Source organism: Aeromonas sp. R4-2 (assembly GCF_040908295.1).
GTDB classification, from domain to species: Bacteria; Pseudomonadota; Gammaproteobacteria; order Enterobacterales; family Aeromonadaceae; genus Aeromonas; species Aeromonas veronii.
In genome coordinates, this window is the sequence record NZ_JBFODL010000011.1 from 210299 (window position 1) to 226527 (window position 16229).

Annotated in this window: 12 protein-coding genes and 1 other RNA gene; 10 read left to right on the forward strand and 3 right to left on the reverse strand. The window is 58.2% G+C overall.

Annotation, left to right across the window (positions count from 1 at the left end):
- Nucleotides 1-8: 8 nt before the first annotated feature.
- Both AB5Y99_RS08270 and AB5Y99_RS08275 read right to left on the reverse strand, forming a co-directional pair.
- Entirely contained in the window at nt 9-1610 is a 1602-nt protein-coding gene (locus tag AB5Y99_RS08270; RefSeq protein WP_368209356.1) for a carboxyl transferase domain-containing protein, read from the reverse strand.
- On the reverse strand, nt 1607-2749 hold the full coding sequence (locus AB5Y99_RS08275) for an isovaleryl-CoA dehydrogenase (RefSeq protein ID WP_368209359.1): 1143 nt from the start codon (nt 2747-2749) through the stop codon (nt 1607-1609). The genes AB5Y99_RS08270 and AB5Y99_RS08275 overlap by 4 nt, the downstream gene beginning before the upstream one ends.
- A 305-nt stretch (nt 2750-3054) precedes the next feature.
- Here AB5Y99_RS08275 and AB5Y99_RS08280 point away from each other — a divergent pair, with 305 nt between their 5' ends.
- The 10 genes from AB5Y99_RS08280 to AB5Y99_RS08325 all read left to right on the forward strand — a co-directional run bounded on the left by AB5Y99_RS08280 (nt 3055) and on the right by AB5Y99_RS08325 (nt 13067).
- A complete protein-coding gene (locus AB5Y99_RS08280; protein WP_128835565.1) occupies nt 3055-4212 on the forward strand; it encodes an acyl-CoA dehydrogenase family protein in 1158 nt (385 codons plus the stop codon).
- 135 nt (nt 4213-4347) lie between these two features.
- Nucleotides 4348-5130, forward strand: a complete 783-nt coding sequence (locus tag AB5Y99_RS08285) for an enoyl-CoA hydratase (RefSeq protein WP_005336930.1) — start codon at nt 4348-4350, stop codon at nt 5128-5130.
- Between the two features lie 18 nt (nt 5131-5148).
- Nucleotides 5149-6261, forward strand: coding sequence for an enoyl-CoA hydratase/isomerase family protein (locus AB5Y99_RS08290; RefSeq protein WP_128835567.1), 1113 nt, complete (start codon nt 5149-5151; stop codon nt 6259-6261).
- Between the two features lie 50 nt (nt 6262-6311).
- Nucleotides 6312-7214 carry a 3-hydroxyisobutyrate dehydrogenase gene (mmsB, locus tag AB5Y99_RS08295; protein WP_150997151.1) on the forward strand — a complete coding sequence of 301 codons (903 nt, stop codon included), beginning with the start codon at nt 6312-6314 and terminating at the stop codon, nt 7212-7214.
- A gap of 51 nt (nt 7215-7265) precedes the next feature.
- Nucleotides 7266-8045 carry an SDR family oxidoreductase gene (locus AB5Y99_RS08300; protein WP_128835569.1) on the forward strand — a complete coding sequence of 260 codons (780 nt, stop codon included), beginning with the start codon at nt 7266-7268 and terminating at the stop codon, nt 8043-8045.
- Nucleotides 8046-8403: 358 nt separating this feature from the next.
- Nucleotides 8404-9840: an arginine-ornithine antiporter gene (gene arcD / locus AB5Y99_RS08305; protein ID WP_005336921.1), complete on the forward strand. Its 1437-nt coding sequence runs from the start codon at nt 8404-8406 to the stop codon at nt 9838-9840.
- A gap of 105 nt (nt 9841-9945) precedes the next feature.
- Nucleotides 9946-10734 (forward strand): sulfite exporter TauE/SafE family protein, encoded by a 789-nt coding sequence (locus tag AB5Y99_RS08310; protein WP_368209362.1) that lies wholly within the window; start codon nt 9946-9948, stop codon nt 10732-10734.
- Nucleotides 10735-10836: 102 nt separating this feature from the next.
- Nucleotides 10837-10933: signal recognition particle sRNA small type (gene ffs, locus AB5Y99_RS08315), an RNA gene on the forward strand.
- 84 nt (nt 10934-11017) lie between these two features.
- A complete protein-coding gene (locus AB5Y99_RS08320) occupies nt 11018-12136 on the forward strand; it encodes a tyrosine-type recombinase/integrase (protein WP_368209364.1) in 1119 nt (372 codons plus the stop codon).
- A gap of 88 nt (nt 12137-12224) precedes the next feature.
- Nucleotides 12225-13067 (forward strand): OST-HTH/LOTUS domain-containing protein, encoded by an 843-nt coding sequence (locus AB5Y99_RS08325; protein ID WP_368209366.1) that lies wholly within the window; start codon nt 12225-12227, stop codon nt 13065-13067.
- Between the two features lie 159 nt (nt 13068-13226).
- Here AB5Y99_RS08325 and AB5Y99_RS08330 read toward each other — a convergent pair whose 3' ends face one another.
- Entirely contained in the window at nt 13227-15842 is a 2616-nt protein-coding gene (locus tag AB5Y99_RS08330; protein ID WP_368209369.1) for a phage/plasmid primase, P4 family, read from the reverse strand.
- Between the last annotated feature and the right edge of the window lie 387 nt (nt 15843-16229).

The following is a 16229-nucleotide window of genomic DNA, read 5'->3' on the forward strand; positions in this document are numbered from 1 at the left end:
TTTGCTCCTTACATCCGGAAGATGCCGTACTGCTCGGGTTCAATGCGGGCACCCTGACAGGCGGCGAGCGCCAGCGCTAGCACGGTGCGGCTCTGGGCCGGGTCGATGACGCCGTCATCCCAGAGGCGAGCGCTGGCGTAGTAGGGGTGACCCTGCCGCTCATACTGCTCGATCACTGGGGCACGGATGGCGGCCGCCTCCTGCTCGCTCAAATCTTTGCCCTCGGCAGTCAGCTTGTCGCGACGCACCTGCACCAGCACCCCGGCCGCCTGCTCGCCCCCCATGACGGAGATGCGGCTGTTGGGCCAGCTAAAGAGAAAATCGGGTTCATAGGCGCGGCCACACATGCCGTAGTTGCCAGCACCAAAGCTGCCACCGACGATCAGGGTGATCTTGGGCACCCGGCTGCAGGCCACTGCGGTGACCAGTTTGGCGCCGTGCTTGGCGATCCCCTCCTTTTCTGCGCTACTCCCCACCATAAAACCGGTGATGTTCTGCAAAAAGAGCAGCGGGATGGCACGCCGGTTACAGAGCTGGATAAAGTGGGCCCCCTTCTGGGCGCTGTCGCTGTGCAGCACGCCGTTGTTGGCGAGGATCCCCACTTCCATGCCGCAAATACGGGCAAAGCCGGTCACCAGAGTGGTGCCGAACAGCGCCTTGAATTCGTCAAAGTCAGAGCTATCCACCAGTCGTGTAATCAGTTCGCGGGCGTCGTAAGGGCGTTTGAGACTGGTGCCCACCAGACCGTAGAGCTCTTCTATGGGGTAGCAGGGGGGCTCGTTGCCGGGGCTGCTCTCTATCGGCTCGTTACCCAGATGAGTAACCAGCGTGCGGGCGATGGCCAGCGCATGGGCATCGTCACGGGCCATATGATCAGCAACGCCCGAGTGGGCGCAGTGTACTTCGGCGCCGCCCAGGGCCTCGGCGCTGATCTCCTCGCCGGTGGCGGCCTTGACCAGCGGCGGACCCGCCAGAAAGATGGTGGCCTGCTCCCTGACCATGATCGACTCGTCCGCCATGGCGGGCACGTAGGCGCCCCCGGCTGTGCAGAGCCCCATGACCACTGCCAGTTGAGGGATGTTTTGGGCCGACATGCGGGCCTGGTTGTAGAAGATGCGGCCAAAGTGATCCCGGTCGGGGAACACCTCGTCCTGCATCGGCAAGAAGGCGCCTCCGGAATCCACCAGATAGAGGCAGGGGAGACGCAGCCGCTCGGCGATGGCCTGGGCGCGCAGGTGCTTTTTCACCGTGAGCGGGTAGTAGGTGCCGCCCTTCACGGTGGCGTCGTTCACCACCAGCATACAGAGCCTGCCCGAGACCCGGCCGATGCCGGTGATGATGCCGGCGGCGGGCACCGGCTCGTCATAGACCTGCCAGCCAGCCAGCGCCGACAGTTCGAGAAACGGGGAGCCCGGGTCCAGCAGCTGATTGATGCGCTCGCGGGGCAGCAGCTTGCCACGGGCCTGATGGCGGGCGTTGTTGGCCGCGCCGCCTCCTTGGGCGATCTCGGCAATGCGGGCATGGAGATCGTCGACCAGCCCCTGCATGGCGGCCCGATTGGCTGCATATTCCGGGCTCGCCGTGTCGAGACGGGAGTGGATACGACTCATGCGTTCTCTCCCATCAGCTCGCGACCAATCAGCCAGCGGCGGATCTCCGAGGTGCCAGCACCTATCTCGTAGAGCTTGGCGTCCCGCAGCAGACGGCCGGTGGGGTATTCGTTGATGTAGCCGTTGCCGCCGAGCATCTGGATGGCATCGAGCGCCATCTGGGTGGCATTTTCGGCGGCAAACAGGATAGCGGCGGCGCAATCTTTACGGCTGGTGCGGCCCTGATCGCAGGCGCTCGCCACCGAGTAGACCAGTGCCCGGCTGCTGGCGAGGCGGGTATACATGTCGGCGAGCTTGCCCTGCACCAGCTGGAACTCGCCGATGGCTTGACCAAACTGCTTGCGCTCACGCACATAGGGCAGCACTACATCCATGCAGGCCTGCATGATGCCAAGGGGGCCCGCAGCCAGCACCACCCGCTCGTAGTCGAGCCCGCTCATCAGCACCTTGACCCCGCCGTGCAAGGTGCCCAGCAAGTTCTCCTGCGGTACCCGGCAGTTGTCGAACACCAGCTCGCAGGTGCTGGAGCCGCGCATCCCCAGCTTGTCGAGCTTCTGAGCGGTAGTGAAGCCGGGAGTGCCAGCTTCAACGATAAAGGCAGAAATTCCTTTGGGGCCCGCACTGGTATCTGTCTTGGCATAGATGACGAAGGTGTCGGCATCGGGTCCGTTGGTGATCCACATCTTGTTGCCGTTGAGCACGAAGTGATCGCCCTCGCTCTCCGCGGTGAGGCGCATGCTGACCACATCGGACCCGGCGCCCGGCTCGCTCATGGCCAGCGCCCCTACATGTTCGCCGCTCACCAGCGGGGGGAGGTAGCGCGCTTTCTGCTCGGGTGTGCCATGGCGGTGGATCTGGTTGATGCAGAGATTGGAGTGGGCGCCGTAGGAGAGGCCGACTGAGGCGCTGGCGCGGCTCACCTGCTCCATCACCAGCACGTGGGCCAGATAGCCGAGGTTCACCCCGTCATACTCCTCCGCCACCGTGATGCCGTGCAGCCCCAGTTCACCCATCCGGGGCCAGAGATCACGAGGAAAGGCGTTGCTCTGATCGATCTCGCTGGCGCGCGGGGCGATCACTTTCTGGCAGAAGGCCGCAACCTGTTCGGTCAGGGCATTCAGGGTCTCATCCATCTGCATCCATGCTCTCCTTGCGGATATGACAGTCGGGTAGGAAGGTTGGTTCGACCGGCTGACTCGGCGTTACGGCTGGCAGTGGTCGGTCCATTTTGTACTTCACTTCTGCCACAAGTTTACGTTAGCGTAAACGTAAATCAATTGTTAATCTGTTGTGTGTCGATAAAGCCGTGGTAGTGAAAGCGTCATCAGCTACCACGACAACAGCGCCATAGTGGCAGATCCGAATGACGCATCGTGTGGGCGCCGCGTCATAAAACGCTAACGCGGGGAAGAAAGCGCGGGGCAACAAGGGAGCGAACGACAAGATGGATTTTACCCTGACAGATGATCAACAGGCGTATGTGGAGGCGGCCGCCGCCTTTGCCGATGAGGCGCTCAAACCCCATGCCGCGCGCTGGGACAAGGAGCATGAGTTTCCAATCCCGACCATCAAGCAGGCGGCTGGGCTAGGTTTTTGTGGCCTCTATACCCCGGAGCAGTTTGGCGGATTGGGGCTGCCTCGCCTCGATGCTAGCCTCATCTTCGAACGCCTCGCCATGGGGTGTACCTCGACCACGGCGTATCTGACTATCCACAACATGGTGAGCTGGATGCTGGGCAGCTGGCTGCCCACCGAGGTTGCCAAGGAGTGGGTGCCCAAACTGGCCAGCGGTGAGCTGCTGGGCTCCTATTGCCTCACCGAGCCGGGCGCTGGCTCCGATGCGGCGGCCCTCAAGACCCGGGCTGTGCGCGAGGGTGACAATTATCTTATTGAGGGAACCAAGGTCTTTATCTCGGGCGCGGGCAGCAGCGATGTGCTGGTGGTGATGGCCCGTACCGGTGGTGAAGGTGCGAAGGGGATCTCAGCCTTTATGGTGCCGGCTAATGCCCCCGGCGTGAGCTATGGCAAGGCAGAAGAGAAGATGGGCTGGAACAGCCAGCCGACCCGGGAGGTTGTCTTTAATGGGGTTCGCATTCCTGCCTGTTATCGGTTGGGCGAAGAGGGAGAAGGATTCAAGTTCGCCATGCAGGCCCTCGATGGGGGGCGCATCAATATTGCCACCTGTTCGGTGGGCACCGCCCAGCAGGCGCTGGACGATGCGCTGGCTTATGTGCAGCAGCGCCAGCAATTTGGTCACCCGATCAGCGAATTCCAGAGCGTGCAGTTTCGCCTGGCCGATATGGCGACCGAGCTGGCCGCCGCCCGCCTGCTGGTACGTCAGGCCGCCGACAAGCTGGATCGCGGGGCACCCGACAAGAGTGCCTGGTGTGCCATGGCCAAACGGTTTTCCACCGATGTGGGTTATCGAATCTGTGATGAGGCTCTACAACTCTTTGGCGGCTATGGTTATATCCGCGAGTATCCGCTCGAGCGCTATCTGCGCGATACACGGGTACACCGCATTCTGGAGGGCACCAACGAGGTGATGCGACTCATCATCGCACGCCGTATGCTGGCCGATCCCGGTTTGTCGCTGGGCTAACCGGTGGTCGCATCAAGGGGGTGTTGCCTGCCACCCGATTTGCACCATGCCGGTTTCGGCTTTGTGAGCCAGCCACAGGTTGGTGTCATTCAAGCCTGTCATCATGGCGGCAGCTTCATCGATAAGGACAATGTTATGACAAGGATCAGACTCGAATATCATGGCCACGTGGCCTATATCACCCTCGACCATCCCCCTGCCAACACCTGGACCCTCGCCAGCCTGCAGGCCTTTTTGCAGATGATGGTGGAGCTCGACAGTCGTCCCGATGTGGTGGCGCTGGTGATCCGTGGTGCGGGCGACAAATTTTTCTGCGCCGGTGCCGACCTCAATATGTTTGTCGAGGGGAATGTCGAGCTGGCCCGCGAAGTAGCCGAGGCCTTTGGCAAGGCCTTCGAGGCGCTGGCCCGTTTTCACGGCGTCAGTATCGCCGCCATCAATGGTTATGCCATGGGCGGTGGCCTGGAAGTGGCGCTGGCCTGTGATATCCGCATCGCCGAGCAGCAGGCGTTGCTGGGACTTCCGGAAGCTTCGGTGGGCTTGCTCCCCTGTGCCGGTGGCACTCAGCGCCTGACCGAGTTGGTGGGGCCGGGCTGGGCCAAGCGGATGATCCTCTGCGGTGAGAAGGTGAGTGCCTCGCTGGCCTACGAGATGGGGCTGGTGGAGGAGGTGGTGAAAACCGGTCAGGCGTGGGAGGCGGCGCACCAGATGGCCCATCTGGTGGAGCGCCAGAGCCCGAGCGCCCTGCGCGCCTGCAAAACCCTGATCAATCAGGGCCGCAGTGGTCCGCGGGATGCCGCCTTGCCCCTTGAGCGGTCGCTGTTTCTCGATCTCTTTAGCGATGCCAATCAGCGTGAAGGGGTGGCCGCCTTCCTAGAGAAACGCTTACCGCGCTGGCAATATGGCCCAACAGAATAAATCCATACGGAGCCGTTTATGAGTGAGCCGGTCAAGGTTAGCTGTTATCCCACCGAAGATGGCCATCAGGTCGGGGTGTTGACCCTCGACAGCCCTGCGTCTCTCAACGCATTGAGCCTGCCGATGATCCAGATCCTGCAACAGACGCTGACCCGTTGGGAGCAGGATCCCGCCATCGTCTGTGTGCTGTTGCAGGGGGCGGGTGAGAAGGCATTTTGTGCCGGTGGCGATATCCGCTCCTTCTATTACCGCAAACAGGAGGCAAGCGAGGCGGAACTGTTCGAATATGCCCGCGACTTTTTCGAGCAGGAGTACCGGCTCGACCACCACATCCACTCTTACCGCAAGCCCCTGATCTGCGTGGCGGACGGTATCTGCATGGGGGGCGGTATTGGCCTGTTTGCCGGAGCCGATTTTCGGGTGGTGACCGAAAGAAGCCTGTTCGCCATGCCGGAGGTGACCATCGGCCTCTACCCCGATGTGGGAGCGAGCTGGTTTTTAAGCCGGATGCCGGGGCGGCTCGGGCTCTGGCTCGGTCTGACTGGCGCCCGCTTTAATGGCGCAGATGCCCTTGGGGTTGGGTTGGCGGATCACGCCATCGCCAGTGGCGAGCGCAGTGCGCTGTTATTACGCCTCGCCGTGCTCGACTGGACTGGCAGTGGTGATCCCCGTGAGCAGATCGATCTGCTGCTCAGGGGATTGCACCGTGAGGTGGCGGCCCGCTTGCCTGCGCCTGTGCTGCTGCCCCATCAACAGAGGATCGATGCCTTGCTGGCGGGGCGCACGTTGCAAAGGGTATTGGTGCGGTTGTTCGAAGCTCAGTTCGATGAACAGGAGACGGTACTCCAGCAGGCGCAGCAGCTCTGCCGCACCGGCAGCCCCATCAGCCGCGCCATTTTGTGGCGTCAATATTGGCAGGCTCGCCGCAACTCACTGGCAGAGGTATTTGCCGAGGAGCTGACCCTCTCGGTCAACTGCGTGCTGAAGGGGGATTTTGTGGAAGGGGTGCGGGCACTGCTGATCGACAAGGATAAAGATCCCCGCTGGCAACAGTTGCCACCGGAGGGGAAGTGGCTGGACGAGTTCTATCGCTGGCCGCAGGGGCGCAATCCGTTGGCCTGCCAGGAATAACATCTTGGCAACCGGCGGACGCCGCCATCAGCAACGCAAGGAGCAAGCGGATGACAAGGATAGGGTTTATCGGGCTCGGCAACATGGGGGGCCCCATGGCGGCCAATCTGGCCAGGGCCGGACACACGGTGCAGGTGTTTGATCTGGTTGCCCAAAACATTGAGCGCGCCATCGCCGCTGGCTGCATCGCCACGGGGGATGCCCGTGAAGTGGTGACCGGCTGCGAGGTGGTGATTAGCATGTTGCCTGCGGGGGAACATGTGCGCGATCTTTGGCTGTCTGAGGGGCAGGATCTGCTGGCGGCCCTGCCGGTTGGCGCACTGGTGATCGACTGCTCCACTATCGATGTCGACTCTGCCCGTCAGGTCGGGGAGGCGGCCCGCGCACGCGGTTTGCGCTTTATCGATGCCCCTGTCTCGGGCGGTGTCGCCGGTGCGGCCGCCGGGACGCTCACCTTTATCGTTGGCGGCAACGTGGCGGATTTCGAGGCGGCGAAACCTCTGCTCGCCTGCATGGGGCAGAACCTGTTTCACGCTGGGGCGCTGGGTGCCGGGCAGATCGCCAAGATGTGCAACAACATGCTGCTTGCGATCCATATGGCGGGCACTGCCGAGGCGCTGGCCCTCGGGGTGAAGGAGGGGCTGGATCCCGCCGTGCTCTCCACCATCATGGGCAAGAGCTCCGGCAACAACTGGAGTCTGGAGCGCTACAACCCCTGGCCCGGGGTTATGGAGAATGTCCCTGCCGCCCGCAACTATCAGGGAGGCTTTATGACCCGTTTGATGGTGAAAGATTTGGGATTGGCCATGGCGCTGGCCGAGCATGGCCACAGCGCTGTGCCGATGGGGGCGCTGGCCCGCAACCTGTTCAACCTGCATGCCGCTCAGGGGCAGGGGAGCCGCGATTTCTCCAGCATCGTCGAACTCTATCTGGATAAACAGGATCCCGCCTGACGGGCACCTCTCTTCAAGGCATCTCCCCTCGACCAGCTACAAGGAGCATTGATGGATATCAAAGATAAGGTCATCGTTATTACCGGTGCCGGACGTGGCTTGGGACGGGCCATTGCGCTGGCCCTGGGCGCACAGGGGGCGACGCTGGCGCTGCTCGACATCAATCGCGCCGATCTGGAGGCGACCGCAGCCCTGGTGCGCAGTCAGAATGATCAGTGCGATCAAGATAGCCAGTGCGAGCTGTTTGTCTGCAATGTGGCGAGCGAAGCCGAGGTTGAGGCCGTGTTTGCTGCTATCAAGGAGCGTTTTGGCGTGCTGCACGGTCTTATCAACTGCGCCGGCATTTTGCGCGATGGCATGCTGATCAAGGTGAAAGAGGGTGAGCTGGTGGAGAAGATGACGCTGGCCCAGTGGCAGAGCGTGATTGACGTCAACCTCACCGGTACCTTCCTCTGCGGTCGTGAAGGGGCGGCGCTGATGGCGCAAGGGGGGCAGGGGGGCGTTATCATCAATATCTCCTCCATCGCCCGCGCCGGCAATATTGGCCAGAGCAACTATGCCGCCAGCAAGGCGGGGGTCGCCTCGCTGGTGGTGACCTGGGCGCGGGAGCTGGCGCGCCATGGCATTCGGGTGATGGGGATTGCCCCCGGGGTATTTGCCACCGACATGACGGCGGCGATGAAGCCGGAGGCGATGGCGCGGATGCAGCAGGCCATTCCGGTCGGCATCCTTGGCGAGGCGCAGCAGCTGGCCGAGACGGTGAGCTTTATTTTTGCCAACGACTATCTGTCGGGAAGGATGATAGAACTGGATGGCGGTTTGCGTTTATAGGGATTTACATAATGGGCCCCGGTGTTTCCACCGGGGCTTTTTTATGCAGATTATTTATACAGAGAGTGCCTGAATGGCGATGCATAGGAACCATGCGAGTCAGGTTGTGTTGGCAGAAAAATGAGAAATATCAATGGGTCTTGGTTAATTTGAGCCAGCTCACAGGCCATATGGGTCAGTGCTGTAAAATTGCGCGCGGTCAAGGCGGTGCATGATTGACGGGACGAGGGATTGCGGTCGGAATAGTCATGCAATATAGTTGCCGCCTTTTTCACGGGGTCAGGATTCCCAGCCCCTCCCATATTGCGCGCAGTATGAATACGGACGCTCTGCCGCCGCCTAAATAAACAGGATTGAAATGGACAAGAAACTAGGGCTGGGCGCCCTCATTTCGCTGGTGATCGGCTCCATGGTCGGCGCCGGGGTCTTCAGTCTGCCACAAAACATTGCTGCGCATGCCAGTGCCGGGGCGGTCGCCCTGGGTTGGGCCATCACCGGTCTGGGCATGATCTGTCTCGCGCTGGTCTATCAGAACCTCTCCATGCGCCGCCCCGATCTCGATGGCGGTATCTTCAGCTATGCCAAAGCCGGTTTCGGCGATTTTATCGGTTTCAACGCCGCCTGGGGTTACTGGCTCTGCCAACTGCTGGCCAACGTCTCCTACGCCATCGTAGTGTTTAGCGCTCTGAGCTACTTCTTCGATACACCTGACAACGTAATCTTCGGTGACGGCAATACGCCGGTGGCCATCACGCTGGCCTCCATCCTGATCTGGTCGGTGCATGCGCTGGTGCTGCGCGGGGTACAGGTTGCTGCGCTGGTGAATATCGTCACCACCATCGCCAAGATGGTGCCGCTCATCGTCTTCTGTGTTGCGATCCTGCTGGCCTTCAACATGGATACCTTCACTCTGGATATTTGGGGCCAGAACAACATGGAGCTGGGCTCCGTGATGGATCAGGTCAAGTCCACCATGAAGGTGACCCTCTGGGTCTTTATCGGGATTGAAGGGGCCGTGGTGGTCTCTGCCCGTGCCCGTCATCGCAAGGATGTGGGCCGAGCTACCGTGCTGGCGTTGCTCGGCGCCCTGACGCTTTACGTGATGGTGACCCTGTTCTCGCTGGGTGTCATGAGCCAGCCGCAACTGGCGGCGCTCAAGAACCCCTCGACCGCCATGATCCTCGAGGCCGTGGTCGGCCCCTGGGGCGCCTGGCTTATCAACATCGGTCTTGTGGTGTCGGTGATGGGTGCTCTGCTCAGCTGGACCGTGCTGGCCGCTGAAGTGCCCTACATCGCAGGCAAGACCGGCGTCTTCCCGGGCTGGTTTGCCAAGGAGAACAAGAACGGCTCGCCGCAGGTGTCCCTCTGGTGCTCCACCTGTCTGGTGCAGATCTTCCTGATCATCATCTACTTCCAGAGCAGCACCTATCTGGCGCTGGTCAACATCGCAACCTCGGCGGCGCTGGTGCCTTACGTTTTTTCGGGCGCTTATGGCCTGAAGCTGGCATTGAAAGGGGAGACCTATCAGGGTCAACCCCATCAGCGCAAGCGTGACCTGCTGCTGGCCCTGGTGGCGACGGTTTACGGCTGCTGGCTGGTCTACGCTGCCGGTGTGGAGTACCTGTTGCTGGTGGCGCTGCTCTACAGCCCGGGCATCTTCATCTACTGGAAGGCGCGTCAGCATCACGGTCTGCGCGGCCTTAACCGGTTGGAGCAGGGGATGACGGCGGCCCTGCTTGGCTGTGCCGTGCTGGCCTTCTACAAGGTGATGGACGGTACCATTCCACTGCACTAACCGGCACAATGAAGAGATGGCCCTCGCGCCATCTCTTTTTTTTCATGCTGATATCCACAGTTGCCCGGCCGTGTTGGCCAGTTTTTGTTTAACACAGGAATTTTTATGCTGTTTATGGGTTACCTCCTGCTGGGCGCCTTTGCCGGTATGCTGGCGGGGCTGTTCGGGATTGGCGGTGGATTGATCATTGTCCCCGTGCTGGTCATGACCTTTCGCGCCCAGGGCATCGACCCTGAAATCATTACCCATCTGGCCCTCGGCACCTCGTTGCCCACCATGATCTTTACCGGATTCAGCTCGCTGCGGGCCCACCGGGAGGCGGGCGCCGTCGACTGGGTGATGATCCGCCGACTCGGCGCCGGCATGCTGATTGGGGGCTGGCTTGGCGGCATGACCGCCAATCTGCTCAGTACCAGCACCCTCAATATCATTATCGGCTGCTTCGCCTGGAGCATGGCGCTACAGATGGGGCTCAATCTCAAGCCCAAAGCGGAGCGCCATATGCCGGGGGCGCTCGGCACAGGCATCGCCGGTACCATCATTGGCTGGATGTCTGCGCTGTTTGGTATTGGCGGTGGCTCGCTCACCGTCCCTTATCTGAGTTGGAACTCGGTGCCAATGCGCAATGCGGTAGCGGCCTCTGCAGCTTGCAGCATGCCCATCGCGCTGGCGGGGAGCCTCAGCTACCTCTATGCGGGTTGGGGTCATGCCGATTTACCCGAGTGGAGTGTGGGCTACATCTATCTGCCCGCCCTGCTGGGCATTGTGCTGACCAGTACCCAGTTCGCACGCATTGGCGCCAAGCTGGCACACCGCCTGTCACCCACACGCCTCAAGCAGGCCTTTGCCCTGCTGATGCTGCTGGTGGGGGCGAAATTTATGCTGTTTAGCTGATTCATTCAGCAGATTGTTGAAAAATAAGGCAAACGATCTGTTGGAGGGTAGAAAGCCGTTGCATTGAACGCCCAGTTTGCCTATTCTCCTCGCCGGTGGTCCTATTGGTCCTCTCGCATTGATAACCCGTCGACCTGGTCAGGACCGGAAGGTAGCAGCCAAGGCGGGGGACTCGAGTGCCGGGATGTGGCTGGTAGGGCCACCACTTGTTTCTGCAATTCAATAAGTTAGCTTCCTAAAGCCCTTGGTCATCCACTTTGTGTGGACGACGAGGAGCTCATCGATGAATCTCTGGCTCAGTCCCCACGGCATCTGGTATTACCGAAAAGTCACCACGCTCCCCTGTGGTCGTCGTAAAGAGATCAAAAAATCCCTGCATACCCGAGACAAACTTTGTGCACGTCACAAGGTGACCCAGCTGCTTGCCTGCGTGCGTTCCAGACCGAAATCTGGCGTTGAGCCTGCTGAGGCATCAGAGACCCCACCAAATCAATCGAGCACCAAGCCGGTGGCTCGGGCGGCCAAACCGCTTGCTCCGCTCCTGTCGGTCTTGAGTGACCGCTATCTGAAAGAGAAGGCCCTCTCCTGGGCTCCCAAAGAGCGAAAGAACCAGAAAAACTATCTCGGCTCCTTTATCGAGGCACTGGGGGATCGCCCTGTGACCGGCTACAGCAAGGCTGACGTGGTCATGTTCAAGGATGGGCTACTGAACTCGGGTAAGAGTCCGGCCACCATCAACAAGTACCTCCAGAAGCTCTCCCTGTTGTTTAGCTGGCTGGCTAACCATCAGGAGGGGATCGTCAACCATTTCGCTGGGCTCAAGTTGCAGCGGGTCAAAGAGACCAAGGCCAGAAGTGGTTACACGATGGAGGAGAGGCAGAGGTTCGTCCAATGGGCGAAAAGGCAGGAGCCCTATCGCCGCTGGATAGCCCTGTTGGGGCTCTACACGGGGGCCCGAGCGAACGAGATCTGCCAGCTCTATGCCGATGATGTTGTGCTGGTGGATAACATCTGGTGTATCAAAGTGCAGGCTGGTAGATCCGACCAGAAGCTCAAGACAGACAACAGCAAACGGCTCATTCCGATCCATTCGGCGGTGCTGGAGGCGGGCTTCCTGGCGTTTGTGCAAGAAAGGGTGGGGGGAAGGCTCTTCGTCGAACTACCCCATCGCCAAGACGGCTACAGCCACCTTTGGGGGCAGTGGTTCAGCCGCAACCGGCCGGTGCCTAAAGATTTCCACAGTTTGAGACATACGGTAGCGACAATTCTGAAAGATAAAGGTATTCCTCTTCAATTTGCTGCTGCGATCTTGGGTCATACCAACGGAGCGATCAGTTATGACCGATATGGTGGTGGGGTAGCAGTCGAGAAGTTACAAGCCGCTATCGAAGCTGCACTATGAACGCGTTACATTGGTGAACATCTAGTAGGTACTTCAACTCAAATAGCCACTATTAGCTGGATGCTAATGAGCACAAGGAAGAGCTCCGTTGGAACACAATAGGCCTGACACGGCACAATCTGATTTGAATGACTTGAAAGAGCAAATTGCGTTGGAGTACGGGCGATGTCTCCTCCAGTTACAGCAGTTTGAATTGATGCTCAAAGCAGCCCTGCCCACTATGAAGGTGAGCGGATTTTCGGATGAGCTGGTTGGCAACATTGAACGCTATCGCCAGTTTTTAGTTGGAAAGACGCTGGGGCATTTGGTTGGTCAGTGGAGCCAGAGAATTACGCTGGGCGATGAGCAAGAAATTGATGATGCCCTACACAACCGAGCGTACATCAGCATCAGCGTTGGTCTGGAAGACGGGGAATGGATGAGCGAAAAGCTCAAACAATTGGTCGAGTTGCGAAATGAGTTGGTGCATCATTTCCTGTCACGCTTTACGTTGAACTCGGAGGCCAGTTGCCAAGAGGCAATCAGTTATCTGTCTACTGCAGCAAGCACCATCAAGAGCAATAGAGAAACGCTACAATCCCTCCTGATCGCTTTTGAAGAAAGTAAGAAGAGACTGCTTGAATTTATTAACTCACCTGTCGGAGAGAGTCTCTATTTGTACGGCATCATCCCGGGTGAACCTGTCGAGAATTGGGAAAATACCACCATTATCCAACAGCTGAAATTTGCAGAGCATTCCTTAGCCAAGAACGGCTGGGTACAGTTAAACGAAGCCATTTATAGCATTGGTCAACGGTGGCCAGACTTATCTCCAAAGCTGTACGGATGTAGTAGTTGGCGGGAGGTCATTCATTGTTCCCAGCTCTTCGAAATAGACAAGCGGCTATCTCCCACAGGTGGAGTGACTTGGTATCGCACACGCCGAACCTAAATTGATACAGCAATGATGGTTTAGCAAACATCATCCCATCGATACAGATTTCCACAGCTTACGTTATGACGTTGAAGGAGCACAGAGTACCGCCTCAGTATGGAGTAGTGATGTGTGCCATAACCGACAACGAAAAGGGGCCCGCAGGCCCCGAAAATGTTACTGATTTGATGCAAGACGGAGCGTGGGGGATGCACTTGGATAAGCATCAAATGCATCATCCCGTAACACAATCCCAATAATTGCAGCCTTGTTACGGTGGCGTGTTGCTTCGAACCCCTTATCCACAAGTTTTTTCTTGAGGATGATTTTACTCATGGCCCACTCTCCGTTCTGCTGAGCCCAGCGGCTAAAAGCAGCGTAGATCTCGTCCATGGTGCATTTGTAGTTACTGCTTGGCTGAGTGCACTCTTCCAAAAAGCTTCCTACTAGATCGGATTCGGCACGGTAGCTCTCGACATCGGCCTTGATGCTTGCTGGCATCGAGCGTTTCAGCCCTTGTGCCAGCCACATCTGGGTGCCTTGGATGGCCCAGTTCAAGATACCTGGCAGTTCATCCTGAAGCTTCTGCATCAAGTACGGGTCTAATTGCTCTCCCGTAAATGCTGCATTGAAGGGGATCATCATCATCCGTCGCCACATGCCGGGACTGGTATCCCGGATCACAGGCTTGTGGTTCCCCACCATTACAAGTGAGAAGCGGGGACGGAACTCCATCTCGCTCTTGGCATAAGGGGCCCGAGCGACAATGATGTCGTCACCCGTCATGGCTTTCACTAGATTCTCATCCATGCGAGAGCCCTCTGGCAGCTCATTAGCTACTACCAGTCGGGCATCCACCAGCTTTGTCAACGATGGGTTCGGGCCGGTACTGGCATTGCGGTTAAACAGCAGGACGTTACTGTTGATCTGCCGACTATAGTCCCCGAGCAGTTGCTGGATGACCGACATGAAGGTGCTCTTTCCATTACAGCCATTACCATAGAGGAAGAACAACAATTGCTCGTCGGTACGGCCCGTTATCCAGTAGCCCACACAGCGTTGCAGGAAGGTGGCCAGTTCGGTATCTCCACAGGTGATTTCACTGATGAATTGCTCCCAGCGTGGGCAAGTGGCCCCCGAGATATAGACAGCAGGGCTGGCACTGGTCAGCAAATGGGCTCGACGAGCAGCAAGGAAACATCCAGAGTTCAGATCGATAACCCCGTTACCGACACCAAGTAGCATGGGGTTGGCGTTGAGCTCGGCGAGTTTTATCTGCAGCATCGGTTTGGCTAACTCCAGCATGTTCTGGATGCTCGCCCGACTGAGGCAACGGGTGCCATAGCTGCGAACCATCTTGCCCCATTCCATGGCCTTCTCGTCATCCTTCTCTTTGGCAGTATCGAGTAGCTGCTTTGCAATCTGGTGGAGTTCTTCTCCTACTTGTTTGGCCATCAGCAACGGGGTTTGGTTGTCCAGTTCCCAGCAGGTCCCATTGAAGCAGAGGAAACTGCCAAACTCGGGCACATACTTGAGGTCATGGCCGCATAGTTCAACAAGCCGTTCAGCGTTTCGGCTGTCGTGGAACTCGACTGCCAAGACGGACTGACGGGGGACAATTGTGACGGATTCTGGTTGCAGATCGTCATCTTGTGTTCCCGTGGTTTCAACTACTGGTTTTTTCAGAGTTAATGCTGCCACCAGCTCCTGCAGAGGGAGTGGATTGTCACCGTGCAGATACTCGTCAATGTCCTTTACGCTATCCGGCAGCTTGACCTGAGTCAGCGTGAGGTCAAGTTTGGCAACATTTGAACGGTATTTATCACCAGCCTCATCGGTGTCGAAGAAGGTGACGGTGTCACGGTTCGCGAGCTCACGCTCTAGCCACTCAAGCTGGGTCTTTGACAAAGTGCCTATAGTGGCCAGCACTGGTCCAGGCCAACCGGCATCGACCAGCGACAGGCGGTCATTCTCTCCCTCTACCAGGGCGACAGGGCCAGGGGCATTCAGACTCTCTTCCCCGTAGAACTGAACGCCGTTAAGCCAGTTGCGGCTCGGTAGTTGGAACTGGTGCTGCTTGTTTGGGTCCTTGAAGGTGAAGCGACTGACTTGTCCGTTGCGGTCGAAGTGCGGGAACACATAGACACCGCTCGGGAAGAAGTCACGAAGTTGGTCAGGTGCATCCTTGCGGGGCTTGACCAGACCGGATGCCAGCCGTTCTTCTTGGGAAAAACCAGCATCCCGCAACGCTTTGTTCAGGCCACCGGAGAAACCGATGTCCAGCCCCACTAGCACCTCCTCAGAATGGCCACGCAGTTCTACCAGCTCCTCAATGTCCAAACGAGTTTGATAGTGGCGGGCAGCCAGATTGAATAGCTCCTGCAGGCGAGCTGGTGGAGCGGTGTAGACCGGTTGTTCCAAAGGTACAACCTTGGGAGTAGTGGGACTAGCCTCCAGTTCTCCCAGTAGCAGCAGGCGAGCAGCATCGTAGACATTTGGGGCTTGCTTGTATTTGACGATGAGGTCGAGGACATCACCATTCTCTTCACAGCTAAAACAGTGAAAGCTATTTGTTTCAGGATATAAGGTGAAGCAATCGTTATGCCCGCACAGTGGGCAACTGCGATCATCCAGCCGATAGATCTCACCAAGTTGTTCTACGTCTTGCCCTGTAAGGGCTGAAGTAACATCAAGAATAGAGAATTTAGCCTTGATATCGGCAAGTTCGAAGTTGAGCGGGTAGCCAGCTTCGGCCAAAGCGAACTCGAGATCGCAATTTGTATGTTGAGACATGATTTCTCTCCAGTTTGACAATCAATTAATAACTCATTGTTTGACTGGCTAGATCTGCCATCTCAAAGGCTGATCGGCGGTCCGTCTACGTTCGAACAAAGGGTTGCCAGATGCTGAGGTAGTGGCCACCAGGAATCCATCATGGGAGCTGGCTTCATGGCCACGGGGACGTAAATTACCCAACACAAGGTCGAAATATACTCAGGGATGGATACACAACAAGAGTGAAAGCATTGCTTTTACTGCCTTTATACTGTTTTTGAGATCAAACATCCGAAACGGAGGGTTTGCAATTTGAGGTGAGATTTGATAATCCTAGCCTTCTTCGCTCGGCTTCAAAAAAGCTGCATATACAAAAACGAGATGCAGCGTTCTAGTTAGGGTAAG